The organism is Blastopirellula sp. SH421 (genome assembly GCF_057808535.1).
On record NZ_CM173712.1, the window covers coordinates 5717727 to 5744430 of the forward strand.

General features: G+C 55.4%; 23 protein-coding genes. 18 read left to right on the forward strand and 5 right to left on the reverse strand.

What is annotated here, in order from left to right; translation table 11 throughout:
• Positions 1 to 11: 11 nt before the first annotated feature.
• The 4 genes from ptsP (at position 12) to SH421x_RS23100 (ending at position 5865) form a co-directional block, all read left to right on the forward strand.
• Positions 12 to 1760, forward strand: coding sequence for a phosphoenolpyruvate--protein phosphotransferase (gene ptsP, locus SH421x_RS23085; RefSeq protein WP_488852375.1), 1749 nt, complete (start codon positions 12 to 14; stop codon positions 1758 to 1760).
• Between the two features lie 511 nt (positions 1761 to 2271).
• On the forward strand, positions 2272 to 4023 hold the full coding sequence (locus SH421x_RS23090) for an Rne/Rng family ribonuclease (RefSeq protein WP_488852376.1): 1752 nt from the start codon (positions 2272 to 2274) through the stop codon (positions 4021 to 4023).
• Between the two features lie 206 nt (positions 4024 to 4229).
• On the forward strand, positions 4230 to 4544 hold the full coding sequence (gene rplU, locus SH421x_RS23095) for a 50S ribosomal protein L21 (RefSeq protein ID WP_488852377.1): 315 nt from the start codon (positions 4230 to 4232) through the stop codon (positions 4542 to 4544).
• Positions 4525 to 5865 carry a hypothetical protein gene (locus SH421x_RS23100; RefSeq protein WP_488852378.1) on the forward strand — a complete coding sequence of 447 codons (1341 nt, stop codon included), beginning with the start codon at positions 4525 to 4527 and terminating at the stop codon, positions 5863 to 5865. Before rplU ends, SH421x_RS23100 begins: the two co-directional genes overlap by 20 nt.
• Before the next feature lie 11 nt (positions 5866 to 5876).
• Here the strand turns inward: SH421x_RS23100 and SH421x_RS23105 are convergent, their stop codons facing one another.
• The gene (locus SH421x_RS23105; RefSeq protein WP_488852379.1) at positions 5877 to 6674 is read right to left on the reverse strand and encodes a hypothetical protein; all 798 of its coding nucleotides are present in this window, start codon (positions 6672 to 6674) and stop codon (positions 5877 to 5879) included.
• A 161-nt stretch (positions 6675 to 6835) separates the two neighbouring features.
• Between SH421x_RS23105 and SH421x_RS23110 the strand changes: the two genes are divergently transcribed.
• The 5 genes from SH421x_RS23110 to SH421x_RS23130 are packed head-to-tail and all read left to right on the forward strand — an operon-like array spanning position 6836 to position 11989.
• A complete protein-coding gene (locus SH421x_RS23110; protein WP_488852380.1) occupies positions 6836 to 7396 on the forward strand; it encodes a flavodoxin family protein in 561 nt (186 codons plus the stop codon).
• Between the two features lie 10 nt (positions 7397 to 7406).
• Positions 7407 to 8549, forward strand: a complete 1143-nt coding sequence (locus SH421x_RS23115) for a YcxB family protein (RefSeq protein ID WP_488852381.1) — start codon at positions 7407 to 7409, stop codon at positions 8547 to 8549.
• Positions 8550 to 9680 carry a hypothetical protein gene (locus SH421x_RS23120; protein WP_488852382.1) on the forward strand — a complete coding sequence of 377 codons (1131 nt, stop codon included), beginning with the start codon at positions 8550 to 8552 and terminating at the stop codon, positions 9678 to 9680.
• 9 nt (positions 9681 to 9689) lie between these two features.
• Entirely contained in the window at positions 9690 to 10814 is a 1125-nt protein-coding gene (locus tag SH421x_RS23125; RefSeq protein ID WP_488852383.1) for a hypothetical protein, read from the forward strand.
• Positions 10815 to 10825: 11 nt separating this feature from the next.
• Positions 10826 to 11989, forward strand: coding sequence for a YcxB family protein (locus SH421x_RS23130; protein WP_488852384.1), 1164 nt, complete (start codon positions 10826 to 10828; stop codon positions 11987 to 11989).
• A gap of 68 nt (positions 11990 to 12057) precedes the next feature.
• Here SH421x_RS23130 and SH421x_RS23135 read toward each other — a convergent pair whose 3' ends face one another.
• Positions 12058 to 14172: a glutamine synthetase III family protein gene (locus SH421x_RS23135; protein ID WP_488856477.1), complete on the reverse strand. Its 2115-nt coding sequence runs from the start codon at positions 14170 to 14172 to the stop codon at positions 12058 to 12060.
• 394 nt (positions 14173 to 14566) lie between these two features.
• Positions 14567 to 15421, reverse strand: a complete 855-nt coding sequence (locus tag SH421x_RS23140; protein ID WP_488852385.1) for a porin family protein — start codon at positions 15419 to 15421, stop codon at positions 14567 to 14569.
• A 257-nt stretch (positions 15422 to 15678) separates the two neighbouring features.
• Between SH421x_RS23140 and SH421x_RS23145 the strand changes: the two genes are divergently transcribed.
• The 6 genes from SH421x_RS23145 (at position 15679) to SH421x_RS23170 (ending at position 20932) form a co-directional block, all read left to right on the forward strand.
• Positions 15679 to 16317, forward strand: a complete 639-nt coding sequence (locus SH421x_RS23145; RefSeq protein ID WP_488852386.1) for a ClpP family protease — start codon at positions 15679 to 15681, stop codon at positions 16315 to 16317.
• A gap of 51 nt (positions 16318 to 16368) precedes the next feature.
• Positions 16369 to 16959 carry an ATP-dependent Clp endopeptidase proteolytic subunit ClpP gene (gene clpP, locus SH421x_RS23150; protein WP_488852387.1) on the forward strand — a complete coding sequence of 197 codons (591 nt, stop codon included), beginning with the start codon at positions 16369 to 16371 and terminating at the stop codon, positions 16957 to 16959.
• 64 nt (positions 16960 to 17023) lie between these two features.
• Positions 17024 to 18190 (forward strand): tetratricopeptide repeat protein, encoded by a 1167-nt coding sequence (locus tag SH421x_RS23155; RefSeq protein ID WP_488852388.1) that lies wholly within the window; start codon positions 17024 to 17026, stop codon positions 18188 to 18190.
• Positions 18191 to 18324: 134 nt separating this feature from the next.
• On the forward strand, positions 18325 to 19203 hold the full coding sequence (locus SH421x_RS23160) for a serine/threonine protein kinase (protein ID WP_488852389.1): 879 nt from the start codon (positions 18325 to 18327) through the stop codon (positions 19201 to 19203).
• 134 nt (positions 19204 to 19337) lie between these two features.
• Entirely contained in the window at positions 19338 to 19532 is a 195-nt protein-coding gene (locus SH421x_RS23165) for a small basic protein (RefSeq protein WP_488852390.1), read from the forward strand.
• A gap of 128 nt (positions 19533 to 19660) precedes the next feature.
• Entirely contained in the window at positions 19661 to 20932 is a 1272-nt protein-coding gene (locus tag SH421x_RS23170; protein WP_488852391.1) for a nickel-dependent lactate racemase family protein, read from the forward strand.
• 1 nt (position 20933) lies between these two features.
• On the opposite strand, the gene SH421x_RS23175 is transcribed toward SH421x_RS23170, so the two are convergent.
• Positions 20934 to 21932: a hypothetical protein gene (locus SH421x_RS23175; RefSeq protein ID WP_488852392.1), complete on the reverse strand. Its 999-nt coding sequence runs from the start codon at positions 21930 to 21932 to the stop codon at positions 20934 to 20936.
• Between the two features lie 56 nt (positions 21933 to 21988).
• Positions 21989 to 22987, reverse strand: coding sequence for a hypothetical protein (locus SH421x_RS23180; protein WP_488852393.1), 999 nt, complete (start codon positions 22985 to 22987; stop codon positions 21989 to 21991).
• A 197-nt stretch (positions 22988 to 23184) separates the two neighbouring features.
• On the opposite strand from SH421x_RS23180, the gene epmA reads away from it, so the two are divergent.
• The 3 genes from epmA (at position 23185) to SH421x_RS23195 (ending at position 26605) form a co-directional block, all read left to right on the forward strand.
• A complete protein-coding gene (epmA, locus tag SH421x_RS23185) occupies positions 23185 to 24183 on the forward strand; it encodes an EF-P lysine aminoacylase EpmA (protein ID WP_488852394.1) in 999 nt (332 codons plus the stop codon).
• A gap of 17 nt (positions 24184 to 24200) precedes the next feature.
• On the forward strand, positions 24201 to 25052 hold the full coding sequence (locus SH421x_RS23190; protein ID WP_488852395.1) for a hypothetical protein: 852 nt from the start codon (positions 24201 to 24203) through the stop codon (positions 25050 to 25052).
• Between the two features lie 128 nt (positions 25053 to 25180).
• Positions 25181 to 26605 (forward strand): class II fumarate hydratase, encoded by a 1425-nt coding sequence (locus SH421x_RS23195; protein ID WP_488852397.1) that lies wholly within the window; start codon positions 25181 to 25183, stop codon positions 26603 to 26605.
• The last annotated feature ends 99 nt before the right edge of the window (positions 26606 to 26704 follow it).

Sequence of the window (26704 nt, forward strand, 5' to 3'; positions counted from 1 at the left end):
CGCTCGGTCCAATGCGCATCCTTCAAGGCATCGCCGTTTCGCCAGGAGTCGCCATCGGCGAGGCCGTTGTCATTGATGACAAAGGGTATCGCATTCCTCGGCGATTTATCGCGCGCGGCGCCGTCGAAGGCGAAATGCAGCGGCTCGAAAAGGCTTTTGTCGCCGTTGGCAAGCAGATTGAGCAAAGCCGCGATGAAATCACCAGCGAACTAGGCTCGCAATACGGCGCGATTTTTTCAGCTCACCTGCAAATGTTGCAGGACGCCAAACTGCGGACCGAGATCGACCATTTGGTCAAGCAACGCCACTATTCAGCCGAATACGCAATCACCAGGGCTCTCGGCAAATACAGCAAGTTCTTTGAGAATTTGCCCAACACCTACATGCGTGAACGAGCGAACGACGTTCATGACATCGAACGGCGATTAATGGGCGAATTGATCGGCAATCGTCGTGATGCGCTCGAAGAGATCAAATCGCCGGTCATCGTACTCGCGAACAATCTAACTCCCAGCGAAACAGCCAATCTAAACCGTGAAATGGTCCTGGGATTCGTCACCGAAGTCGGCGGCCCCGGTGGGCATACGGCGATCGTGGCCGAAGCGCTCGAAATACCGGCTGTCGTCGGTGTTGGCGATTTTCTCAACGAGATCTCTGGCGGGGATCTGGTGATCGTCGATGGCGACCAAGGCCGGGTTATTTTCCAGCCGGATGACGAGACGATTGCTCGTTACGAACAAGAGGTCGAAGAGCACCGCAGCCTCGCCGCGCGGCTCGATTTGCTGCGAGATTTGCCCTCAGAATTGCTGAGCGGCGAAAAGATTCACTTGTACGCCAATATCGAGTTCCCGCATGAAGTAGACGCTTGTCAGCAACGCGGGGCGGAAGGAATCGGACTTTACCGGACTGAATTCCTCTATTTAGGGCAAGATCAGGAGCCGACCGAAGAGGACCACTACCAAGTTTACGCCAAAGTAGTTCAAGACATGGGCGGGGCGCCGGTTGTCATCCGTACGCTTGATTTGGGCGCCGACAAGATTGCCCGCTCGCCCAACGAAAGCCGTGTCGCCGAAGCGAACCCCTTTTTAGGACTACGCAGCATTCGGCTGTCGCTGCGCAATATCTCCTTATTCCGTACGCAGTTACGAGCGATTTTGCGAGCTAGCATGATCGGGGAAATCCATGTGATGTTCCCCTTAGTCAGCACCCTGCACGAATTGCGGCAGGCAAAGATGCTGCTAACTGATATCATGGAAGACCTGGACGAAGAGGGGATTCCGTACGACCGGAACCTGAAAATCGGCATGATGGTCGAAGTCCCATCTTCAGTGATCATGCTCGATCATTTCGCCAAAGAGGTCGATTTTATCAGCATCGGCACGAACGACTTGGTCCAATACACCTTGGCGGTCGATCGTAGCAACAAAGAAGTCGCTGCGCTGTACAACAATTGCGACCCTGCCGTCCTCCGTTTGATCGAAATGACGGTCCGTCTGGCGAAAGAAGCCGACATTAAGACGACCCTTTGCGGCCAAATGGGGGGAAATCCAATCTATGCCATGTTGCTGATTGGGCTCGGTTTGCGTAGCTTAAGTATCACCCCGAGTGCAATTCCCGAGATTAAAAAGGTGTGCCGGAGCGTTTCTCTCGCCCAATGCGAAGAAGTCGCCCGCCGCGTTCGGGAAATGGAGAACGCTCGAGAGATCAAACGCTACCTGCGTGAGGAAGTCCGCAGGGCGGTACCCGAATTAATGATGTAATGCGGAACAACACTTCCGCGATAACCGAATACCACACTTAGTTTCACGACCATTCGACGCAGATATAGAGTAACGACGCAGCGGGAAATAACGCACCGCCAGGCAGACCGACGCGACCCTTCGCGACTCTGGGCAAGTTCCACAAGACGGGCCCATCGATCATGACGCCAAACAGCCGATTCTGAGATCCTTGCGACGCGCCAGCGGCAGTTTCTGTAGATGAAACGCCAATGCCACGTCCCGGCCATTTGACGCCGCTTTGCAGTTGCTTACCGACAGAGAGTCCCGCATAGAATTCGTCACAGCACGATAGTCACACGGCCCCCCATCCATGCAGATGTCGGCGCCTGACTGCCTGCTTATTAACGTTTCTTTTCCGCTAACGTCGCTGCTTCTGCTAACCTGCTCATTGCAGCCGATCGGCCGATTCTTGTCGGCTCCGATTCTGCAAGAGCGGTTTCTCTGCGCGGAAGGTCGGTCGTGAAACGCAACTCACGAAAGACCGAGCACGATGAAGAAGGAAATGCTGATTAACGTATCGCAGCCGGAAGAATGCCGGATTGCGATCGTCGAGGACGGAATCCTCGAAGAGTTCTATCTCGAACGAACCAGCCAAGACAACTACGTTGGCAACATCTACAAAGGCGTTGTCGTCAATCTCGAGCCCAGCATCCAAGCCGCCTTCGTCGATTTCGGCGTGGGAAAAAATGGCTTTCTCCACATCAGCGACGTCGAACCCCAGTACTTCCGCCAAGGGGGCTATGACCCGGCGGAACAACTGGATGATGACTTTGGCGGCAGCTACGGCGGCGCCACCGCGGCGGACTTCAGCGATGAAGAGGACGAAACCGTCAGCAACTCGGATAACGACGAAGACAGTGACGATGCGGATGACAGTGACCATGACGACGACGACGCTCCCAAGGCGCCGCAAAGTCGCGGTCGCGGCCAACGTCGCCCTCCCCAACGCCGTCAACGTCCCGGCATGCGACCGCGCGTCAAACCGCCGATTCAAGATATCTTCAAGCGCGGCGACGAAGTTCTGGTCCAGGTCATCAAAGAAGGAATCGGCAGCAAAGGGCCGACCCTCTCAACCTACATCAGCATCCCCGGCCGCTACTTGGTGCTGATGCCGGCTTTGGGCCGCGTCGGCGTCTCGCGCAAGATCGAAGACGATCAAGTTCGCCGCCGTTTGCGTTCGACCCTGCTCGAACTCAGCCCGCCGAAAGGCCTGGGCTTTATCGTTCGGACCGCTGGCCAAGAGCGCAACAAAAAAGAACTGTCGCGCGACATGGCCTATCTGCTGCGACTGTGGAAGGTGATCGTCCGTCGGTTGAAAAACACAACCGGTCCGTGTGACATCTACGAAGAAAGTGACATGATCATTCGGACGATTCGAGACATCTTCTCGTCCGACGTCGACTCGATTTACGTCGACAGCGAGCCAGCCTACGAGCGGGCCAAAGAGTTTCTGCAGCTAGTGATGCCGCGGCACGTCAATCGCTTGAAAAAGTACGAAAGCAAAGATCCGCTCTTCCACAAGTATCGCTTGGATGAAGAAATCGCCCGGATCAACCAGCGAGAAGTCCCGCTACGCCGCGGGGGCTCGATTGTGATCGATCAGACCGAAGCGTTGGTCGCGATCGACGTCAACAGCGGCAACTTCCGCTATGACGGCACGGCGGAAGAAGCGGCCTACCAACTGAACATGATGGCCGCCAAAGAAATCGCACGGCAATTGCGGCTCCGCGATCTCGGCGGTGTGGTGGTCAATGACTTTATTGACATGCGGCGCGAAAAGCATCGCCGCAATGTCGAGCGGGCCCTGCGTGACTCAGTCAAGCGAGATCGGGCGCGCACCAAGATCCTGAAGACCAGCCCGTTTGGCCTGATCGAGATGACCCGCCAACGGATTCGCCCCAGCCTAAAGCGGAGCGTCTACAAAGATTGCCCCTGTTGCAAAGGGCGCGGCGTGGTCAAATCGGCCGAAAGCATGGCGATCGAAGTGGTGCGCACGCTGCTGGCCGCCGCACATCATGACGGGGCTTCGCATGTGACGATTCGGGTCAACGACGAAGTCGCGACCTATCTGAACAACAAAAAACGGCGTGAACTGGCTCGGATTGAAGAAGACACGGATATCGTGGTCCAAATCTACGGTAGCGAATCGTTCTATCCAGAGCATTTAGAAGTCGAATGCGTCGACGCTGATGGCCGTAAGCTTCACTTTGAAGACCGACCGAACAGCGGTGCTCGCCACTAATCACCCTCCACCATCTGGAGGGGTCCCTCGGCAACTTGCCCCGCTGGTCACACAATTTGACGCAGCGGGGCGGATAGGGCCTCGACAAGCGGCTCTGATTTTCCTATCTTTGAAGGTTTCCCCAAACGGGTTTGGCGTCTCTTGGTAGTCGCCGATCTCGTCATCACCAGCAAATCACTGATTTGGCAAGTTCTCAGGTTCCGGCCATGTACGCGATCATCAAAGAAGACGGCAAGCAGATCAAAGTTGAAGAAGGCCAGGAACTGCGCCTCGACTACCGCGCCGACGCCGCTGCCGGCGACGAATTGACCTTTGGGTCAGTTCTGTGCATTTCAGGCGAAGACGGCGTTCAGCTCGGCAAGCCGATGCTCGACGGCGCCACGGTCACGGCCGAAGTGGTCGGTGTAGTCCAAGGCCCGAAGCTGGTCATTCAAAAGTTCCGCCGCCGCAAGAACTCGCGTCGCAAGACGGGCCATCGTCAACTTTACACCAAAGTAAAGATTGGCAAGATCTCTATCTAAGCCGACGTTGATCGTCACCCCTGCTGGCGATCAAAATCCAAAATATCTCGCAAACGCCAAAGCTGAAATTAGCTTTGGCGTTTTGCATGCGCTGCCGGAAAAATTTGACGCCCCGGCGAGACTATCGGATGATGATGCTGTTCCACGCATTCTGGAGCAGCGAATGGACGTCGACTCAAGCATCCAACCCGTCACACCCTGGCCTTTTGCCGATCCCGGTCAAAGCAGCGAAGACCCAACCTTCGTCGCTGAAGGGTTTTACACACAGCACGATTACGACGCCGCCATCGAGAAGCCACGGCGCGACACGCTGGCAATAGCGGTAGCTTTCTTTCTTATAGTCTTCCTTTTCCTGTGGTTTTCTCGCCCCACTCCAACGTTGCTTCAGCACGTCGGCATGCTTGCGATGCCGATCCTGCTGGGTCTCATTTTGCTGGTACATTATGTCCCGCAGCTCTGGGCGCTGATTATTCGACCTCCCATCAAAGAGCAGGAACCAGTCTGGCGAACCTTCACCTTTTGCAGGTCCGGCGTCACGGTTGCGTCCCAGACTTCAGTCGTCCAATACCCATGGAATCTCTTCTGGCACGCAGGCCCCGCCGCAAACAAATCGCTGGTTCTGAGATTCAGCAACGGCTTGGACCTACTCCGTCACAATCGCTGCTTGGTGATCCCGTCCCACTTCTTTGAAAGTGAGGACGCGTTTCAAGCCGCATGGCAAATCACTTTCACCGGCTGGCAGATTACGAAACGCGGCGAAGCGATTCCTCCCTTTCCATCACCAGTCGCGCCGTTTCCTCTGTTTGCTGAGGATGCAATCATCGCGCAGGGAGAACTTAGCCGGCGCGAAGTCTTCATCGCACATCTTTGCCAGCAACCGTGGCAAGCGTGGGGTTACCTGCTCAGTACGATACTTGGCTGGGGCGGATTGATTTGCCTGGCCCTGACCCTGCTTTACATAACCTACCCGCCAAAGATCCTCTTCTTGGGTGTCGCCTATTCTTTCTTCCTTGTGGTGGCGAACGCTGGGATCTTGGGATGCACCTATTTGCAATTTAGCGCATGGTTCAAACTCAAATTCGCCACGAGGTCGCTTCACTGGACGATCACCGCCGACTCGCTAAACTGCTCTTCGGCGGCCTTCTCAGTCACCCGCCGCTGGAGCGAGGTGCAAAGCGCCGCGGTGCGCGGCGAAGTGCTCTACCTGTTCTTCGCCAGACAAATCTTCCTGGCGTTGCCTCGGCGATTCTTTGCCAACGACAACGATTGGCGACAGACCGTAGGACAGGCCACGCTTGCCGCCGCATCGTCAGGTCAATAACCAGCCTACAACTACGGCCTACCAACTCTCTTTACCGTCTTGGCAAACACCACCTCGCGCCGCTGGCGATCAATCCCCACCAGTCCGCCGGTGACTGGATCAACGGCGATCCCTTGCCCTGGAAACGGCGTGCTCACGGTCTCGATTTCTTTCAACACTTCGCCCTCTTCCGGCAGTTTCAAGCGATAGATCGCTCGCTTGTCATGTCCTGTCGCCAGTAAGACGCCATCCAGCCAAATCCCGCCAGAGATGCTGGACGCTCCCAAATCCGCTACGACGCTATCAGGAAACTTCCAGGCGCCCAGCTCGCGCCAATCGTCGGCGAATTTTACAAGTGCCGTACGGCCGTTTTCTCCCTTGCCATAAACTGCAAAGACGCACCACCACGCGTCCCCTTCGCGTAACACAACGGTCAAGCTTCCATGCGGCGAGGCGCCAAACGAATGAAAGTCGCTCAGCTGCATCGTCTGCGGATCGAGTTGTTTGATCTCACTCCGTTCCGGCTTCTGTGGATAATTGGAGTGAGCACAGTAGAGTTTGCCTTGGTAGAAAAACCCGCTATTCAAATGATGTGCATCACCTTGGCTGCGGCTGACCAGCTTGCCGCTGGCGCGATCGTACTTCGCGATCACCCGGTTATCAATCGCGTAAACAAACTTCTCGTCTGCCGCCGCGGCTTGCCGTGCTTCTGGCGCCGCCAACACATTGGTTTTGAGCCAGCCTATGTTCAGCAATTCCAAATCGTCTGCGAACAAGGCAAGCGGCAAACAGCAGGAAAGCATCATCGAAAGAGAAATGAGACGGATCATCGGTCAAGCTCCTCTTCTAAGTTTTCGCAAAAATCCAGCGTAGTCATCACCGAGTAACTCGAACAGAGTCTCCCCGCAACTTCTGACGTGTCTTGGTTGACTCGCCCCCTCGGCTCCTCGAAGATAACCCCTGACTTTTCTCGTGATTCAGGAGACGGCGATTGAGTAAAATCCTCATTCTTTACCACAGCAACAGCGGCAATACGGCTCAGATGGCGACCGAAGTCGCCGCTGGCGCTATGGAAGTGCCAAACGCCGAGGTCCGCCTGCTCTCGATCGATCAAGCGACCACCGCCGATCTCGACTGGTGCGAAGGGATCGCCGTCGGTAGCCCCACCAACTATGGCACCCTCAGCTGGCAAATGAAGCAGTGGTGGGACAATCAGCCGCTCGAAAACTGGGGGCAGCGCGATGGCCGGATCGGCTGCGCATTCAGCTCGGCCGCATCCTGGGGAGGCGGCCAAGAGCTGACCTGCATGACGCTGAATGCGATCTTGATGAACTACGGTTATCTGGTGTTTGGCGTCACCGATCTAACCGGCCCGCAGCACACGCTGCATTACGGAGCGATTCAAGCAGGCTCACCGCGCCAGGAAAAAGAAATCGCCGGCTGTCGGCGACTAGGCCGCCGCTTGGCCGAATGGGTCGCTGTTTTCTTTCACGGCCAACAAGATCAACACCCGCTGCGGCAAGCCTATGATCGCTTTGAACATTTGAAGTAGAGCCGCGCCGATGAGCAGTCCGACCAGCGAGAACCCGTTTCAATCGCCGGAAGCGCCGCAAGCGTCGCTGGACGCATGGGAGCATGATGTCATCGCCCAAGGGACGCTCACCTTCGCTGACATTGACGCTGCTTTTCGAATGGTCCATTCGTTTTGGCCATCTTTGGCTACCTGGATCGGCTTTGCCATTTTAATTCTGTTCGCAGCGCTGGGAGCCCAAGATTCGATCCTCCTGGCGCTCATGTTGACCGGTGTCCCCATTCTGCTTTACTTCGCTTACGTTGCTATTTGCCAAATTCGCTATCAACGCAATCCGGCTTGGCAATCGGTGCGCAGTAGGGTCCGCGATACGCCACAGCAGTTGATCAGAGTCACCGAAGAATTCGTTGAATTTCAGTCGCCTAACCTCTCCGCGATCGTCCCCTGGAGCAGCATCACCGACACCTACTTCGACAAGACGGGGCTCACCTTTGTGTTCCAGCCCTTTCTATTTATCACGCTTCCCATCCGGTTCTTCTCAACCGAAGAAGATTATTTGGCCGTCAAAAAATTGGCCCGCAAAAAATATTTCGATCATGTTAGTTGCCGGATTCGAGCGCCGGAAATCACTGTATCTCCACTTCCGCTTGCGGTTCCTCCACAGGGCGCGATCGTCGGCGCCGGCGGCGCCCAATGGAAAGAGTTTTACGCTGCGATGTCGCAACTAGGCTGGCTGCCATTATCGATATGGTGGTGGATCACCGCCAGCTTGTTCTGTGTCCTCATTGTCTGCATTCTCCTCGCGGGCAGCAGTCAGAGCAGTGAAGTGCTCATAATCCTTGGCGTCGCTGCATTCATCTTCGGCTGCTGGGTTCTATTTGACACCGTACGGAAACTACAGGACATCCGCTCCCAGTATCGCTCGCGAATTCGCGGCCAGTTGGTAACCTGGACAGTCACGAAAGAAGAGCTACGGAGTACAACAACCTTCGTTTCACAGGTGTTCCCCTGGAAATACGCCGATCGGATGGTGATTCGAAACGAATATATCGCGATCAACTTTCAGCGTTTCTACGCTGTATCATTGGCCAAGCGTTATTTCGAGTCAGAAGCCGATTGGCGACATGTGGTGCAGTGGGCTCAACAATCCCAGCAACGTAAACAGGCAGATTAAGTGGATCGAGCCGCCAGCGACAACCCGTTTCAATCACCAACGCCCGAACACGAGCTGATCGCGCCGCTGGGGGATGCGATTGTTGCTGAAGGGACGTTCACGCAGCGCGATCTGCTGATGACCTATCACACGATGGTCTACAACTGGCGACTAATCGCGTTGATGATTGGCCTTTTGATGCTATTTTTCAGTACGACGCTCAGTCGTTTCATGGGAGAATATTGGCTAATAGGCGCTTTTGTTTATCCTCTCGGCGGTCTGGTACCTGTCTTTGGATTGCTAGAATCTCGCTTTTACTATCAATCGTATTGGCGGCTGCAATCGAAGAAGTTAGCCGCTGAGCCAGAACAGCAGCGGATTTTACTCGATGACCAAGGAGTTCACCTCAAAACAAAACAGATGTCCGTGACGCTGCCTTGGTCGCGATTCAGTCGTTTATTTGCCCGACGTCGCATGTTGGTTCTGATGACTCAGCCGTTTGGCTGGGTCGCTTTGCCGGCCCACTACTTTGAAAGTCGTGACGCGTTTGCGGCGGCTGAACTTTGCATTCGTCAACATCTAAGAAACAAAGGCACAACCGCGTCTACAGCAGATCCTAGCCCCGCAGAAGAATATGTCGACGCCGTCATTCCCGGCGCGATCATCGGTGAAGGGACGCTCACGCGCGGAGAGTTTTACTACACCGGCTGGATATTGGTACGACGCAACGCACTCATTTCGCTGGGGATGATCTTGGCCCTGATCGGCATTTCCCTCTCCATGGCGCTGGCATACTACTCTGCAAATCGAATTCAGGAATTGCCGGTCACCCTGATGCCGCTGATCGCCGCGGCTCTCTTTTCGGTCCGCTGGTGGCGGTATTGGTCTGCGCAACGCACCACGTACACTAACTTGACGCAGCATGTTCGCGTCCGCTGGAGCATTACGCCGGAGAAACTAGTCGCTTCGTCTCCCACCTTCACGATCAGTCTGCCGTGGGAAGACGTCAGCCGGACCGTACTGCGCGACCAGTTGCTGGTGATCATCTACCAAAAGTCGCAGGCCTTTTCGTTACCGCGACGTTATTTTGCGTCCGACGAAGATTGGCGGCAAGTGATTGAGTGGGCGCAGCAATCACAACATCGGAACTAGGAAAGCCATTTGGAACCGACAACCAGCGATAATCCGTTTCAATCGCCGAGCGCCGATCTCGATAGCGCGAGCGACGCTTCCTTCGAAGCGATTCAACTGGAAGGAACATTTACGGTCAAAGATCTGGAGGCCGCATTCCGGGCGCAAACGTTTGGCTGGATGCTGATTCCTATCTTGGGTGCAGAGAGCTACTTGATCTATTACTTGACGATTGAAAGCATCAACGGCAGTACGACGGCTCCCTTTTTCATCGCTTTGATATTGCAGTCCGGCGTCTGGACGTTTTGGTTGCGATTTCGATTTGGTTTGTTTTGGGGAAGCCGACGGCGGCAGTTGCTTCGCACGGCTGAAGAGCAGCAAGTTCTCTTGTCGGATGAAGGAGTTCGCATCGAGACGAACTCGCTGGTCATCGATACCCCTTGGACGCAGATCACACGTCTGACGAGCAAGTCGCGCATGTTGCTAATGCAAACAGTTTCGGGACGCACGATGATGATCCCCTACCATTTTTTTGCTGGGGAGCTCGAGCTGCAAATTGCCCAGCGAAACATTCGCGAGTGGATCAATACGGCTGATCCAACCGTGCCGATCGTTCCCAGGAGCCCGCAGCTTCAAAGCGGATATTCTTTTTCAGCAGCAGCGATCACCGGCGAGGGACGCATTCATTGGAGCGATCTCCTGCTCGCCCAATGGGAATGCTTGCGACTTCGAATGATCCTCGCAGCGTTAACAATCGGCCTGTTGCTAGGACTCGACTTTTACGCCATCCTGCGCTGGTCTCTCCGTGGCCCAGCGGGCTCTGATTTGCCCTGGTTCGTTATCTTGGCGCCACTAGGCATCATCGGCGGCTTCTGCTGGTTCTATTTCAGAAATCTGCGACGTCGAGATATACCGTCAGGGACGCCTGATCCGGTTTGCTGGACGATGGACGAGAAGATGCTAAACATCCGTTCGCCCCGATTTTCTCAACAGTTTGCCTGGGATGACGTGATCCGTACGCTTGTTCAAACCGAGCGAGTCTTTTTGAGGTATGGAAATACCGAGACATTCGTGCTGCCGCGACGCTTTTTTGCCTCGGATGAAGATTGGCGGCAAGTGACTGAGTGGGCTCAGCAATCGCAACAGCGAAACTAAGGAAGAGCCAGTTGGAGCCAACCACCAACGAAAATCCGTTTCAATCGCCGACGGCGCCGTTGATTGAAAATGAGCTAGCCGGCCCCAGTATTGCCGTCGAAGGCGCACTAACCACCAAAGATTTGGCCGCTGCTTACAACGTCTATTGCATCAACTGGCGCACGATCGGCGGCATGGTCGTGGTGCTACTTTTCGGCGGCTTGCTGTATCAAATCTCTGGACTGGGATCGTGGGGATGGTTGCCGCCGCTTCTGTTCTTGTGCAGTGGAAGCGTTTACTTGCTCATCCTGTACTGGCTCGCGTACTATGTGCATCCTTTCTGGAGATCCAAGCGGTTGCTGATCCATCAAGGGCCTCAGCAACTTCGGCTGCTCTTTTCCGACTCCGGAGTTCACTTAGACTCCACAGCCAGGACAACTCATTTCGCATGGGAACAATTCTCCCAGGTGCTGGCCAACAATAAAATCATCGTGCTGATCTTGAAGACGGGTGAGATCCTCATGATCCCTGCTCGTTTCTGCGAGAACCCATCAACCTTTCAACGACTGGCGTTGAAAATTGGTCAGCACCTTCAGTTCCCCAGCATCTCAGTTGGGGAACTGCATGCAGACGCCGGGGCAGCAACTCGCGCTATCGCGAGTGAAGCAGAAGCGATTTGCGGAGCGGGGCACTTGCAAGCGAGAGAGCTGGCGATCGCTCACCGGCAGTCGCCAGCGTCGCAGTATTACATTTTGGGGATTGCAAGTCTGATGCTAGGCTGCTGTGGAGTCTTCTGGCTCGGGCTCGCGTTGTTTTGGTCTCGGCTCCCGAGCGAAATCGGCGACATGCTGACAACCGGTTTCAGTATAATTCTGGCAGGTTCTTTCCTCTGCTTCACACTTTCCGCGGGCCTTGCGTTTCAAATGCGACGACGGATCCTCCATAACCGGCGAGTCTATCAAGATGATTTCAATGGACGCTTGGTGCGCTGGATCATCTGCAAGGAGAGTCTGACGTGCGTAACCAACAAAAATCGGCAAACGTTCGCCTGGCGAAACATCTCGAAAGTAGTCGAGAAGCCCGCGAAGTTGTTATTAATTCACTTGAATCAACAGCCGATATGCTTGCCGCGACGCTTCTTCGCATCCGACGAAGATTGGCGGCAATTGATTGAGTGGGCTCGCGCCAAACACTAAAAAAGCCGGCCGCAGGATTGCTCCCGCGGCCGGCTTTCGATTTATCTCGCAGTAAGCGAAAGCTTCGCTTACTTGATGAACAGCATTTCTTGGTAGGTCGGCAGCGGCCAGATATCGTCGGCCACATAACCTTCCAGTTCGTCCGCCGCCGCTCGCAAGGTTAGCATCGCCGGCAAGACGGTGTCGCACAGGTAACGCGATTCCTCTTTGAGGTCTGCAAAGCCATGCTTGGCCAACTTCGCTTCGAGATCGCAAGTGCCATCTTGGAGCGCCTTGACCAGGCCGGTCACCTTGTCGAGCGTGTTGGTGTCAAACTCATATCCCAACATCTTGAGGTTCGCACAGGTCGAAGCAAGTTCGCCCTGGTAGCGGACCGCAGCCGGGAAGATCAGCGTGCGAGCCATCTCGATCATCAATGCGCCTTCGACGGCGATCGACTTGCAGTACTGCTCTAGGTAGGTCTCCATCCGGCTTTCCAGTTCGCGTTCGCTCAGAACGTTGTACTTGGAGAACAGGGCTTTGACTTCCGGAGCTTCCAGACCCGGCAGTGCGTCAGCCGAAGTCTTACGGTTCAGCAAACCACGTTTCTCGGCTTCGGCGTGCCATTCGGCCGAGTAGCCGTCGCCGTTAAACACAACCGCGCCATGGTCGGTGATGATATCGGTCAACAGCTTCTGCAACGCAGAGTTCAGCTTGGCCGGATCACCGCCGGTCGCTTCTTCTAGCTTGGTAGCGCAGTAGTCAAGCGACTCTGCCACAATCGTGTTCATCGCGACCAGCGGGCCTGCGATCGACTGTCCCGAACCAACCGCACGGAACTCAAACCGATTACCGGTAAAGGCGAAAGGACTGGTGCGGTTACGATCGCCAGCATCTTTCGGCAGCGGCGGTAACGTATCGACGCCGACGGTTAATGTACCCCTCGGAATCGAGCTGCTCGCGCCACCCTGTTTAATCTGGTCAAAGACGTCCATCAGCTGATCGCCAAGGAAGATCGAGATGATCGCCGGAGGAGCTTCGTTGGCGCCCAAGCGATGATCGTTGCTCGCGGTCGCAACGACGGCACGCAGTAGACCTTGGAACTTGTGAACGCCGCGGATCACCGCCGCACAGAACAACAGGAACTTGGCGTTTTCGTGCGGGGTATCGCCCGGATCGAGCAAGTTGCCTTGGGTTTTGCTCCCCATCGACCAGTTGACGTGCTTGCCTGAACCGTTGACGCCGGCAAACGGCTTCTCGTGCATCAAGCAGGTCATGCCGTACTTCTCGGCGACGCGACGCATCATGGTCATCGTCAGTTGCTGATGGTCGGTCGCAACGTTGGCGAATTCAAACATCGGCGCGATTTCGTACTGCGACGGCGCGACTTCGTTGTGACGCGTCTTGACCGGTACGCCCAGCTTGAACAGTTCACGTTCGACTTCCAACATGAACGCAAGAACGCGATCCGGAATAGCGCCAAAGTAGTGATCGTCAAACTCTTGGCCCTTCGGCGGCTTGGCGCCAAACAGCGTACGACCAGCGTTCAGTAGGTCAGGACGAGCGAAGAAGAAGTTACGATCGATCAGGAAGTATTCCTGTTCGGGACCGGCCGTCGACGAGACCAACGCGCCATCTTCGTAACCAAACAGCTTCAAAACGCGCTGAGCTTGGACGTTCAACGCCTGCATCGAACGCAGAACCGGCGTCTTCTTATCGAGCGCTTCGCCGGTCCACGAGACGAACGCGGTCGGAATGCAGAGAGTCGTACCATTGTCATTTTCGAGAATATAAGCTGGGCTCGTGACGTCCCAGATGGTGTAACCGCGAGCTTCAAACGTGGCGCGGATACCACCGGTCGGAAAGCTGGAACCATCCGGTTCACCCTGGATCAGCTGTGCGCCGCTGAATTCGGCGACGGCGCTGCCTTCGCCATCCGGCGTCAGAAAGCTATCGTGCTTTTCAGCGGTTGCGCCGGTCAACGGATAAAAGACGTGAGCGTAGTGAGTCGCACCCTTTTCGATCGCCCAATCCTTCATCGCCGATGCGACAATGTCAGCAGCAGCCGGATCAAGCTTCTGGCCTGCTTCCATCGTCTTCATGACCGACTTGAAAATCGGCTTCGGCAACCGGGACTTCATCTCGGCTTTATCAAAGACATTCGCGCCGTAGATCTGCTGAGTGGTCGTCTCGATGAAGTTCATCGGGGGATTGGCGGGCTTATAGTTGGTGACCGCCGAAATCGCCGCCATGCGGGGGGAACCGCCGATTGTCACCGAGCTGCCGGAGACGGCGTAACTGCCGCTAGATTTTTCTTTAGACGTGCTGCTCACTACAAATTGCCTTTAATTAGGAGAGAGAGGGTTAGGGGCTAGGCGATAACAAACGAGGCGCCCCGCAGTCGATTTTGCAAAAAAATTGGAACCGGCACAAACCTGCTCGTCGAGCAGGGATCTACCAATAATCTTTATCTGCCAAGAAGCAGCAAATTTTGCGCCAGAGCTAGCAAGTCGTTGTTTTCCGTGATTCGGGCAAATCGGCCCTGTGAAAACGCCGAAATCGCGCGCATCCGTTGCCTAGAAAAAACGCACTTGCCGCCTATTTGGTATAGCTCCAGCGGCTACCGCCAAAACGATATTCGATTCCGGTAGTAAACGAGAAATTGTGCGTTGTCGGGATGCTGCCTGAGCCAAACGCGATGTTGTCCATCAGTTCGCAGCGAAAAGCGAGCCAAGGGCGAAAATAATGCTTCAAACCAATTCCAATAGGTAAAGAAAAGTTGGTTTGATCTCGATTTACGCCGTTCACATCGTCATATCCATAGTAAGTCGCTCCCAGCCCCAACGTTGCATAAGGGCGCCAGGTCGAGTCTCCCCACGGGTAGTACAGCAGATTGGTGTCAAACATCATCAGTTGAGCGCTGCCGTCGAGCAGTGGATTCTCGGCGTAGGCCAACTTTCCGTCCCCAAACGCGAACCGAACTTCGGTTCCCCAGTAATGATCAAAATCGTAGCCCAAACGGACCCCCTGAATGATGGTGCTGCGAAATAAAATCTGATCTCGCTCTAAATCGTTGGTCTCGACCACCCCAAATAAATAATCGAAGTGATAGGGACGATTTCGCCAACTTGTCCCATGCAGAGGAAGCCCAACTCCTTGATGTCGAGCCGGATCATCGGGATTGGAATGATAAAAACCAAATCTCTCGTAGATCTGGGTCCGCGGAAGTTCGCCGTCATGAATCCAAGGAAGCGCGGCGCCTGCGGGTTCGGTGGGAGTCTTCTGAAAACTCCCAAATTGGGTGAAATCGTGCCCTTGGGGTTCAAAAGTCTCCGCGTCGGCTGGAGCTTCCGCTACTTGCGAAACCACTTCTTGCGCGCACGAAATGGCCGAGATTACGAAAAAAATCGCAATCACTAGCGGATGGACGGCAAATTGGAAGCGTCGGCGCATAGACTTTGTTTATTCACCAAAAGGGCGGGGGATTGTGATAATTTCTCCGGCCTGCGTCAAGATGAAGTAGGTGGCGCGACTGCGAAGAGACTGCCGGTTACGCCGACCCGCATTGTGAAAATGCGTAAGCTGGCGGCATCCTTGGGAGCATCCCACGGTTGTCTTGCGACGCGACTTCGAGAAAATAGAAATCAGCCCCGCGACGCTCGTGTCGATCGGCGGGGAGCGGCCCGTCTCTTGAGAAGGATCTTTGTGCAATGAACACGCCGTTTTCGGATTTTCGCTCCCCATCGGCCATGGCTTACGCCGAGTACCAACGTCAGCGTCAAATGACGCTAGGCGACTTACTGCTAGAAAACCGGATCGTCTTTCTGCAAGGCGAAATCTATGACGGCAACGCCAACGAACTGGTGATGAAGCTTCTGTATCTACAGAGCGAGAATCGCCGGAAGCCGATTCACTTCTACATCAACTCGCCTGGCGGCAGCGTCACTTCGACGATGGCCATCTACGATACGATGAAAGTGATCTCGTGCCCGGTCGCAACCTATTGCGTCGGCTTGGCCGCCTCAGGCGGGGCCGTGCTGTTGGCTGGTGGCGAAGCAGGCAAACGCTTCATTCTGCCGCACGCCAAAGTGATGATTCACCAACCCCACGGCGGAGTTGGCGGTCAGATTTCGGATATCGAGATTCAGGCCGATGAAATTCTCAAGACCCGCGACGTCTTGAATCAAGTGTTGGCCGATCACTGCAATCAACCGATTGAAAAAATCGCGAAAGATACCGATCGCGACTTTTACTTGGACGCCAAAGCCGCGAAGGCATACGGCATCGTCGACGAAATTTTGACCAAGCCGCCCGGCGGAGGTAGCGACGAAGAAGAAGACGAGAAGTAATCGCAACCGCCACGGCTTTTATCCAGTCATCCCGAACGGAGTTTCCCTACGATGCCTTTGATTCCTTACGTCGTTGAAAAAAGTGGACGCGAAGAACGCGTCTACGATATCTATAGCCGGCTGCTGAAAGACCGGATCATCTTCCTGGGAACCCAGGTCAATGATGATATGGCCAATTGTATTGTGGCCCAGATGCTGTTTCTGCAGTCCGAAGACCCGGCTGCCGACATTCATCTCTATGTCAACTCGCCCGGCGGCAGCGTCAGCGCCGGCATGGCGATTTACGACACGATGCAGTTTATCACCTGCGATGTGGCGACCTACTGTATTGGGCAAGCCGCATCGATGGGCGCCGTGTTACTAACCGCCGGCGCTGCCGGCAAACGCCATGCGTTGCCCAATGCGCGCGTTATGATTCACCAACCGCTAGCCGGCATGCAGGGAACTGCGGAAGAAATTTTGATCCATGCGACCGAATTCAAGCGGATTAAACATCGCTTGAATGAAATCCTGATCAAGCATACCGGTCACACCATCGACCGGATCGAGAAGGACACCGATCGCGATCGCTTCATGTCGGCTGAAGAGTCGCGTGAATATGGTCTGATCGATCATGTCATTGAAAAAATGCCGGGCAAATAGCTCCAGCATTCGACTTGGAAAATGGCCTTCATGGCCGACAACTATCGGCCAACCGAGTCCACCCATGACGCAATTGCACGACACCGCGGCGACGTTTTCTGGTCGCCGCGTGGCGTTTCTTGGCAAGTTGGCCGGCATGTCTCGCAAAGACGCCGCAGCGCTCTTGGCCGCCGCCGGCGCCAAAGCAGTCGAGCGTCCGACTGCCGATATTGATCTGCTGGTGATCGGTGAAAATGATCTACCGATCTTCGGAGAAATCGATTTTCCCTCGACCGCGATCCAACAGGCGGCGGCCGATGGACGAATTGAGATCATCCAAGAGACGACGCTGTGGGAGCGGCTCGGCTTGCTGGAAACGCAGCACCGCATCCAACGGCTTTATACCCCGGCGATGCTGGCCGATCTGCTTGGCGTCTCCAAAGCGATCATCCGCCGCTGGCAACGTCGCGGTCTGATCCAGCCGGTCCGTGAAGTTCGCAAACTTCCCTATTTCGACATTCGCGAAGTCGCCACCGCGCAGCGCCTTGCCCAACTGCTGGCCGCAGGCACGTCGGCCGATCATATCGAACGCCAACTTGCCGCTTTGCAAAGCCTGTCAAGTTGCGTCGATCGCCCTCTCGAGCAACTTTCGATCATCGTTGAAGGTCGCAACATTTTACTCCGCCAAGGTGAGGGGCTGATCGAACCCGGCGGCCAGATGCGGATTGATTTTGAAAAGCTCGAGCCCGACTGGCTCCCCGAATTACCAGAAAACGCCCCATCCGCTCCACGCCGAACTCCAGCAGCCTTGGTGGACCTGGCGGCCGAGTATGAAGACGCCGGCCGGTTTGACGCCGCCGTCGAAGCGCTGGAAGCGGCCGCCGCCGACATGGCCGAATCGTCTGAACTTTATTTTCAATTGGCGGAGCTCTATTACCGCAGCGGCAAGCCAGAACAAGCTGTCGAACGGTACGCCGCCGCAATTGACCTAGAACCTGATTTTGTGGAGGCGCGTAGCAATCTGGCCTGCACGCTGGTCGAATTGGGCAAACTTGACGAAGCGACGACCCAATTTCAGGCGGCCATCGCGATTTATCCTGATTATTTTGACGCCCAGTACCACTTGGCCCGCTTGCTTGACCAAATGGGTCGCAACCGCGAAGCGCTGCCACACTGGGAAGCCTGCCGCTTTTTGGCGCCGGATGACACGCTTCAGGATGAGGCGGTCGAGCGACTTGCTGCGCAGCCATAGATCAGGAATCTTGCCCCCGGGCCATTCCCCACTTAAAGTGGTAAATGGAACAGACAATAGGCGCACGGCGACCAGGCCAGCGGTCGCACTCCTCGGGCGCTGCTATCCTATCGCCGCTCTTAGGCATTGCCCCCATGAAGCTACTCGACAAGTTGGCGGCGCTTTTCAAGTCGAATCGACTCGATATTCCGGCTCGTTTTGAGCGAGTACGGGAGTCGATCACCGGCACGATGAGCGAGTTTATGGTCGTGCGCGAGCATTCGACTGGTCGCACCTATGGCCTAAAAATTCTCGACAAAGAGAAGCAGGAATTCTTTGACTCTCGTTTTTCTGGGCTAAAACGGCCCTGCGAAGGAGTCATCGCGTGCAGTATGAAGCATCCCAACGTCGCCGAAGCGTACGAGCATGGCCTGTTGGTCAACGGACAGCAGTACGTGCTGATGGAAATGGTTGACGGCCGCGGCCTGCAGGCGATGTGCAACGACCATGACCCGCATTTAGAAGGGGAACAGCTCAATCTGTTGCGGCAAATGGCCGAAGGTTTGGCTTATGTCCACGATCAGGGATACATTCACCGCGATATTTGCAGTCGCAATTTTATTGTTTCGCGCGACGGCAAAACGGTGAAACTGATCGATTTTGGTCTCAGCTTGCCCGCCAAGCCTGAATTTATGGCCGCCGGCAACCGTACCGGAACTCCCAACTATATGTCCCCCGAGATCGTTCGTCGGAGAACGACCGATCAACGGTCTGACATCTTTGCGTTTGGCGTAACTGCATTTCGTTTATGCACTTACGAACTTCCCTGGCTGGCCCATACCGGCACCGGCAAAGATGCGTTGCAGCACGATACCATCGCGCCGCAAGATATCTTCAAACTGCGCCCTTATATCGATCCCCGGCTGGCGAAAGCGATTTTGAGCTGCATCCAGGTCAATCCTAAGGATCGCCCTCAAACGATGCGAGACTTTTTGACAATGATTGCAGGGATCAAAGAGATCGATACCCGGTAAATGCCAGCAAGTACAATCCGCAGCGATTGGCCCTTGTCTCAGCCGCAGAAATCGATAAACTGGGAGGTTTCCACGCGACCAACTGACGGCTCTAGAAGATGATTCGGGCCGTTTCCTATACCGGAGATAGAACCGTGACCATTGACAGCAGCCTGAAAATCAAGCGCGGCGGCATTTCGTCTCGCAGCGTCCTGACCCGCGTCGAACGCCTCGAAAAGATGCGTGAAGCCGGCAAATTCAACCCCGAGACCGACTCGCCGATCGGCATTCCGAAGACGCGCGTCATCAAGATCTCGATGAAGAAAAAGAAGAAGACCAAAGACGAATAGTCTTTGCTGCGACAATCCCACACAAAAAAGCCTGGACCGCCGTGTCTGGGCTTTTTTTGTGCGCCACACAAAAGCTGGTAGAATTCTGGCGTCCCCGTTTCTCGATCCCGCCCCCGGATAGAGCCCGCATGAAGGTCAAGTTGGAGTATGGTCGTAGTGGTCTCGTCGCTGAGATCCCTGACAATGGCAATGTCCGCACGCTCTCTTACAAAGACGCGCCGCCGCTGGCCGACCCCAACGCGGTGCTGCTTGAAGTCCTGGAGAAACCGCTAGGAACCGCGCCGCTGGCTAAACTGGCCCAAGGGAAAAAAGATGCCTGCATCGTGATTTGCGATATTACGCGTCCCGTCCCCAACGAGATCATCTTGCGGCCGACGCTAGAGATCCTCGAAGCGGCGGGAATCCCCCGCAACAAGATTGTGATCCTCAATGCGACCGGACTGCATCGCCCCAATCATGGCGAAGAGTTGGTCGAGATGGTCGGCCAATACATCTTCGATCATTACCGGATCGAAAATCATTACGGCGAGAACCGCGAGGAGCACGTTTACTTGGGCGAAAGTCCCAACGGCGTGCCGATCTGGATCGACAAACGCTATGTCGAAGCGGATCTAAAAATTACCGTCGGTTTGATCGAGCCTCACTTCATGGCCGGTTTCTCTGGGGGGCGCAAGTTGATCTGTCCCGGCATCGCCCACATCGACACAATCCGAGCCTGGCATTCGCCCCGCTTTCTGGAACATGAAAACGCGACGATGGGCTGTTTAGTGGACAACCCGGTTCACTTCGAGAACACATCAATCGCCCAAACCGCTGGCTGCGACTTTATCATCAACGTGGTGATCGACGCGCATCGTCGTCCGTTAAAATTTGTTGCCGGCGACATGATCCAAGCCTTCGAAGCTGGCGTCGAGTTCGTTCGTGAAGTCGTCGTTGACACGCTTGATAAGCCGGCCGATATCGTCATCACCAGCAGCGCCGGCTATCCGCTGGATACGACCTTCTATCAATCCGTAAAGGCAATGGTCGCCGCCGCCAAGGTTGTAAAGAAAGGGGGCACGATCATCGTCGCCGCCAGTCTGACCGAAGGAATCGGCAGCCCGCCGTTTACGTCGCTGTTCAGTCAGTACGACAGTCTCGACGCGTTCATGACGGCGATCCTTGATCCCGATTGCTTTGTGATGGACCAATGGCAATTAGAAGAACTGGCCAAAGCGGTGCGCCAGGCGAAGATCGTCATGGTCTCCGACGGCATCCCCGCCGAGCGACTGAGCGAACTCTTTGTCGAACCGGCGACCAGCGTGGAAGCGGCGATCGCCAGTGCGCTGGCCGAGCATGGCGATGATGCTTCGATCGCGGTGATTCCGAAAGGGCCGTATGTGTTGGCGACGCTGGCGTAACCTAGTCCCCTTTGGAATAGGTCTCTGCGCTGCGCAACTCTTCATCCAATGCCGCCCACTGCTCAACCGCTTGATGGATCGGACGGGAACCAGCAATCCAAACGGCCAGAAACAGGGCCAATAAAAGAAGAACGCTTCCGACGATCCCGATCACGAGCAAGGCGGTCTCACCAGTTGTCACATAGCTAGGCTCATTCGATCGGATCGCGACGATCGCAGCCAGTACGACGTCGCCGATCAGATTCAGCAACAACATAAAAATGGGCAACCATGAATTTGCAACTCTGTTCTTCTGCCGTACTTCTCCACCGGGCGGAATGACCATTCTGGCTATCCACAACAAGACAACAATCGCCAGCGGAATCGCCAAGGCAACGTCCCATTGCTGAGTGACTACGGCAGCGAGTACGCCGTCGAGCAGCGCCAGAGGAACCACCCAAAGCCAATTCCGATCGAACTGACGCCGCGTCGCTAAAAACTCGCCCTGTTTTGGTTCTCGGTTTTGCCGCTGCCATTGGTCGCGCCAATGGAGACTTCGTTTGCAAAACTGCGGCCAGTGCTGCTGGATTTCTTCGGGAATGCAGGCCCGCAAAAAGTGATAGAAACGTAAACGCCGCTCGCCATCCGTAGTTCTTCCCAGGTGAAGTTGTCGGCCATCATCCGTCCAGAGCACGACATTCTCCCAGTACGACCAATCCAATCGCACGACGGAAGATGTCGGTATGCGAATTTCCTTTTTTTCGCGCACTACCAAAAGTGCGTCTCGATCAAAATCGATAATCGCCCAATGCTGGCTGACGAAATGGCATACCAGACAAAAGCTGAACAAGCACCCGCCCATCAAAAGGACCAGCGGTAGAACTCGTTCCATTTCGCCGTAATAGGCGGCGACAAGCAATGCACTGACAGTAGTCATGGGCACGATGCAAAACGCCCATCGCAAAATCGCGAGTTCGCCAGATCGCGGATCGTGCAGTTCCTTCTTTTTGGATGTGATCACGCGAGTCTCCAATGGGAAGCGTACCTAGATCGGTCGCGACTTTGCAATCCGCTTGCCTAGTCCGTTTCCTCTTTGATCAACATCTTTTCATCCAGGCGTTCCCACTCGGCCACTGCTTCTTCGGGCGTGATGGAGCGGGAAACGGCCGAATTCCGAGCCAACAATATCAATGTCACGGCGAGAGCGGCAGAAAGCGAAGCGAGTGCAACAAGTTCGCCCCATTCGACAAGTTGCGCATTCTGCTGGCGAAGCCCCAAAATTAACACGCAGATCGCGACCATCATAATTTGGCTGGTGATTAACGGAATCAAGATCCAGTAAAGCGACGTCTTCTTGCCATACACAATCGTGCCGCCGGCAGGGATGAGAAATCGCAACCCGAATAGGGGAATCACGAAAAAGCAGACGGGGCACAGTAATCCAACATCCATATTCGCAGCGCCAATCAACCAGGCGACACAGACGGCATCTGCGACGAGAATCAATAGCAACCAGAATATCTTCCGATCAATGCCGGCACGAGTCAGACGTATTTCGTTTGCACTGGGCAATCGATCAGGCTGCAAATAATTGCGTCGTCTCAACAATCGCTTCTGGCAATATTTGGGCCAGCCCTCTTGGGCAGCTTCAGGAAATTCCTCCTGGAAAAAATGAATCCATTCGTAAGCCTGTGGCGAATTATGGGGACTGCTGCAAAAGATCCGCTCGCCGTTATCCAGATAGATCGCGTGCGGCAAAGATTGCTCATGACGCCAATAGATCTCAGCGACCCGATCCTTTGCGACACGTTCGATCTGATCTCCACGGCGGATAAGCAATTGGCCATCGCAGCCAAAAAGGTAATTTCCCTTGTCCCAAAACAGCATGAAACAGATGCACCCCAGCACCGATTCCGGAAGTAAGAGCAAACCGGCTACAGTCTTTGCAGCCGGAAACCAAACCGGGAAGACCATCAACGGAATAGCCGTACAGCCGACAAAAATCGCCCCGATCCGCACCCAGGTACGATGACGCCGCCAGTTATCACGGAGCGGAGGCAATCGGCATTCAGGCATGAAGTTTCCCTCCGAAACTGTGATAATCGGTTTGACACACGCTGGTAATTGCTCAACCTGCGGGAAACGGAGTGCCTGCGACCACTACTAATTGTTCGCTCGCGGCCTTCGTTTCTTTGACCCCAGTTTGCACCGAACATTTACGGTAAACTAAAGCCGGTAAACCGCTTTTTTCTTCGCCACCAGTGTAACCGCCGATGACGCCTGACGCTTCCGCCGCTGCTCAAGATTGGCGACCAACCTGTTCGTTAAAGATGCTCCGCGCGCGGAGCGAACTTCTGCAACAAGTCCGCGGATTCTTTCTGACTCGCGACTTTCTAGAAGTCGAAACCCCGCTCCTCTCGCACGATAGCGTGATCGACCGCCATTTGGATCCGCTGGGCGTGACGCTATTCGCAGATCCTCGTCGTCCCGACGTGGGCCAAAAGCTTTGGCTGCAGACGTCGCCCGAGTTTGAGATGAAGCGGCTGTTGGCGGCCGGCGCGACCTCGATCTTTCAGATCTGCAAAGCCTTCCGCGGCGGCGAAGTCGGACAGCGACATAATGTCGAGTTCACAATGCTCGAGTGGTATCGTGTGGGCGATGATTATGCCGCCGGGCGCCAACTGCTGGCTGATCTGGCCGGTCAGATCCTGGGCGCCAAAGTGGAGCTGCTCACCTACTCCGACGCGTTTGAGCGGCATGTCGAAATTGATCCGCATCACGCTACCGGGGCCGAATTACTGAGCGTTGCGCGGGAGCAGCAGGTTCCACTGCCGGAGTCGTATGACGGATCGGATCGCGATCTGCTGCTTGAGCTGCTGCTGACCGAACTGATCGAGCCCAACCTGGGTGTAAATGCGCCGACCATTCTGTATGACTACCCAGCGTCACAAGCCGCACTGGCGCAAGTCAGCGACACCGATCCGCCGGTCGCCGAAAGATTTGAGCTGTACGTGCAGGGGATCGAGTTGGCCAACGGTTATCATGAACTGCTTGACGCAGATGTAATGCGTCAGCGAAATCAAGTGAACAACCAGGCTCGAAGCGAAGACGGCAAAAATTTGCTGCCAGAATCTAGCCGCCTATTAGACGCTATGGAGTATGGCCTGCCAGCTTGCAGCGGCACGGCTCTGGGCATGGATCGCTTGTTGATGATCAAGACTGGCGCAACGACGCTGGCCGATGTGTTGGCATTTCCGATCGAACGCGCGTAAGCTCTAGGTCGCCCTTCATGAAAAAACTACTGATCGTCTCTCGTGAATACAAAGTGATGCTCGAACCAAAAAAGTTCGGGGATCTCGACGATGCCGTGACCGAGTTTTGGGTCGATCTGTGCTTTTTCGCACACGGTAATTCGCGCGATGCTGTGCAAGCCTCGCCGTTGCGATTGCTGGAAGAGCGGGAGATCGTCTTTCTCGACTCGCCTGAACATGAGCTGCGGCTAAATCATGGGATGACGTTTCGCCGCCGCCAAACGTGCGGCAGTAAAATGGCCGAGTATACGCTGAAGCTGCGCGATGCGGATCGCTACGTCGCTGCCGGTGCGAATGTCTCCGCAGCCAAAAGATTGACGCAAAAACAAAAGTTGGAAGAAGATCTCCTGTTGCTATCTTACGACCAGGGAAAATCGCTGGTCCAACATAGTCGCTTTTCACATAGCTGCACGGCAACGGTCAAAAGCAGTCGCAACACGCCGGTTGACGTCGCTGGCGCGGCCCGTTTGTTCCCCGGGCTCAAGCAACTCTCTTGGAGCGAAAAGAAGCGAAAACAGGTCCCCCTGTGCGTGGTAAACGACTTTCGTCCCCACGAGCGCGTCTATCGCGGGGCCGAGTTCATCTTTGGCGACAAAAAGGGGGAACGTGTCAAAGCGGAGGTCGCCGTCATCCTCTGGACCGCCGGCAGAGCAGGGGAGGTCACTGCGGCCGAGTTTTCGTTCCGCTATGGCGATCGGCGCGAACGGTATCCAGCGGCCGCCGCCGCGATGGCGAAAGATTTTTTTGAAGCGACAGCGCAACTTTCGACCTGGGTCCGCCCCCTCGCCGCTACCAAAACCGCGATCGTGTACGGAGCCCGCCCCAATTAACGGGTCCTCACCGCTCTGGCGCCGGTTTTCGGCTTCGGTCGCCAAAGGTAAGATGACGGGGACCAAGCCGAGTTTTGCTGTCACCCGGCGTTCCTAGCACTCCCCCCATCTCTTGGAAATCTGCCGCCATGTCTGAATATCGCCTCGAAAAAGACTCGATGGGTGACGTTAAGGTCCCCGCCAAGGCCTACTATGGCGCCCAAACGCAGCGAGCCGTCGAGAACTTTCCGATCTCGGGCTGGGAGCTGCCGCCAGCTTTGATCCATGCGATGGGTTGGGTCAAACATGCGTGCGCCGTCGCCAATCGCGACCTGGGCAAGCTAACCGGCAGCGGCAAAAACCCGCTTAGCGACCAGCAGGTCGAAGCGCTGCTCAACGCTGCGATCGAAGTCCGCGAAGGGAAGTTCGATGGCGAGTTCCCGATCGACGTCTTCCAGACCGGCTCCGGCACCTCTAGCAACATGAACGTCAACGAGGTGATCAGCAACCGTGCGATTGAGATCCTCGGCGGCGACCGCTTTGAGCAACAAAAGCCGGTGCATCCCAACGACCATGTGAACATGGGCCAAAGCACCAACGACACGTTCCCCACCGCGATCCATGTCGCCGTCGCGATGCAGATCGAGAATCACCTGCTGCCGGCGCTCGAAAAACTGCACGAGTCGCTCTCCAAAAAGGCGATGGAGTGGGACAAGATTATCAAGATCGGTCGCACTCACTTGATGGACGCGACTCCGCTTCGCCTGGGTCAAGAGTTCGGCGGCTTCGCACGTCAGATCGAACTATCGATCGAACGCGCTCGCGTCGCCCAAGACGCGGTGTTGGAACTTCCGGTCGGCGGCACGGCGGTCGGCACCGGCATCAATACCCATCCCGAGTTCGCCAAACGTGTCGCCGCCGAATTGGCGACCGGCACCGGCATTCCGTTTGTCGAAGCGATCAATCACTTTGAAGCCAACGCCCAGCGTGACGGCTTGGTGCAATGTCATGGAATCTTAAAGACGATCGCCAACACGCTGTTTAACGTCTCCAACAACATTCGTTGGCTCGGCAGCGGACCACGCTGCGGATTCTTCGAGGTAGTCCTGCCCGATCGTCAGCCCGGCAGCTCGATCATGCCGGGCAAGGTGAACCCAGTGATGTGTGAAAGCATGATGCAGGTTTGTGCCCGAGTGATCGGCAATGACACCACGATCACCATGAGCGGCGCGACCGGCGGCAACTTCCAGTTAAACATCATGATGCCGGTCATGGGACAAACGACGCTGGAAAGCATCCGCTTATTGGCTTCGTCCTGCGACGCGTTTGTGGAGTTCTGCAGTGATGGGCTGGAGGCGAACGAAGAAGCCTGCAACGCATCGGTCGAGCAAAGCCTGTCGATGTGCACCAGCTTGAACCCACTAATCGGCTACGACAAAGCGGCCAAGATGGCGAAAGATGCTTTCAAATCAGGCAAAACGATTCGCGAACTGGCGAAAGAGCAGGGTGAGATCGCCGAAACCGATCTGACCAAGGCGCTCGATCCGTGGCGAATGACCTTCCCACACGAATAATCGTTAGTCTCTTCGAAATCGAGATCTCGCTCGATTTGTCGAACCAAACGTCCCGACATACGGTAGTGAGTAGTGTTACTCCGCCGTATCGGGACGTTT

What these genes read in the sequence shown, in the direction of transcription:
- ptsP (WP_488852375.1), top strand. Translation starts at nt 12, where the DNA reads ATGCGCATCCTTCAAGGCATCGCCGTTTCGCCAGGAGTCGCCATCGGC.
- SH421x_RS23090 (WP_488852376.1), top strand. Translation starts at nt 2,272, where the DNA reads ATGAAGAAGGAAATGCTGATTAACGTATCGCAGCCGGAAGAATGCCGG.
- rplU (WP_488852377.1), top strand. Translation starts at nt 4,230, where the DNA reads ATGTACGCGATCATCAAAGAAGACGGCAAGCAGATCAAAGTTGAAGAA.
- SH421x_RS23105 (WP_488852379.1), bottom strand. Translation starts at nt 6,674, where the DNA reads ATGATCCGTCTCATTTCTCTTTCGATGATGCTTTCCTGCTGTTTGCCG.
- SH421x_RS23115 (WP_488852381.1), top strand. Translation starts at nt 7,407, where the DNA reads ATGAGCAGTCCGACCAGCGAGAACCCGTTTCAATCGCCGGAAGCGCCG.
- SH421x_RS23135 (WP_488856477.1), bottom strand. Translation starts at nt 14,172, where the DNA reads ATGAACTTCATCGAGACGACCACTCAGCAGATCTACGGCGCGAATGTC.
- SH421x_RS23140 (WP_488852385.1), bottom strand. Translation starts at nt 15,421, where the DNA reads ATGCGCCGACGCTTCCAATTTGCCGTCCATCCGCTAGTGATTGCGATT.
- SH421x_RS23145 (WP_488852386.1), top strand. Translation starts at nt 15,679, where the DNA reads ATGAACACGCCGTTTTCGGATTTTCGCTCCCCATCGGCCATGGCTTAC.
- clpP (WP_488852387.1), top strand. Translation starts at nt 16,369, where the DNA reads ATGCCTTTGATTCCTTACGTCGTTGAAAAAAGTGGACGCGAAGAACGC.
- SH421x_RS23155 (WP_488852388.1), top strand. Translation starts at nt 17,024, where the DNA reads ATGACGCAATTGCACGACACCGCGGCGACGTTTTCTGGTCGCCGCGTG.
- SH421x_RS23160 (WP_488852389.1), top strand. Translation starts at nt 18,325, where the DNA reads ATGAAGCTACTCGACAAGTTGGCGGCGCTTTTCAAGTCGAATCGACTC.
- SH421x_RS23170 (WP_488852391.1), top strand. Translation starts at nt 19,661, where the DNA reads ATGAAGGTCAAGTTGGAGTATGGTCGTAGTGGTCTCGTCGCTGAGATC.
- SH421x_RS23180 (WP_488852393.1), bottom strand. Translation starts at nt 22,987, where the DNA reads ATGCCTGAATGCCGATTGCCTCCGCTCCGTGATAACTGGCGGCGTCAT.
- epmA (WP_488852394.1), top strand. Translation starts at nt 23,185, where the DNA reads ATGACGCCTGACGCTTCCGCCGCTGCTCAAGATTGGCGACCAACCTGT.
- SH421x_RS23190 (WP_488852395.1), top strand. Translation starts at nt 24,201, where the DNA reads ATGAAAAAACTACTGATCGTCTCTCGTGAATACAAAGTGATGCTCGAA.
- SH421x_RS23195 (WP_488852397.1), top strand. Translation starts at nt 25,181, where the DNA reads ATGTCTGAATATCGCCTCGAAAAAGACTCGATGGGTGACGTTAAGGTC.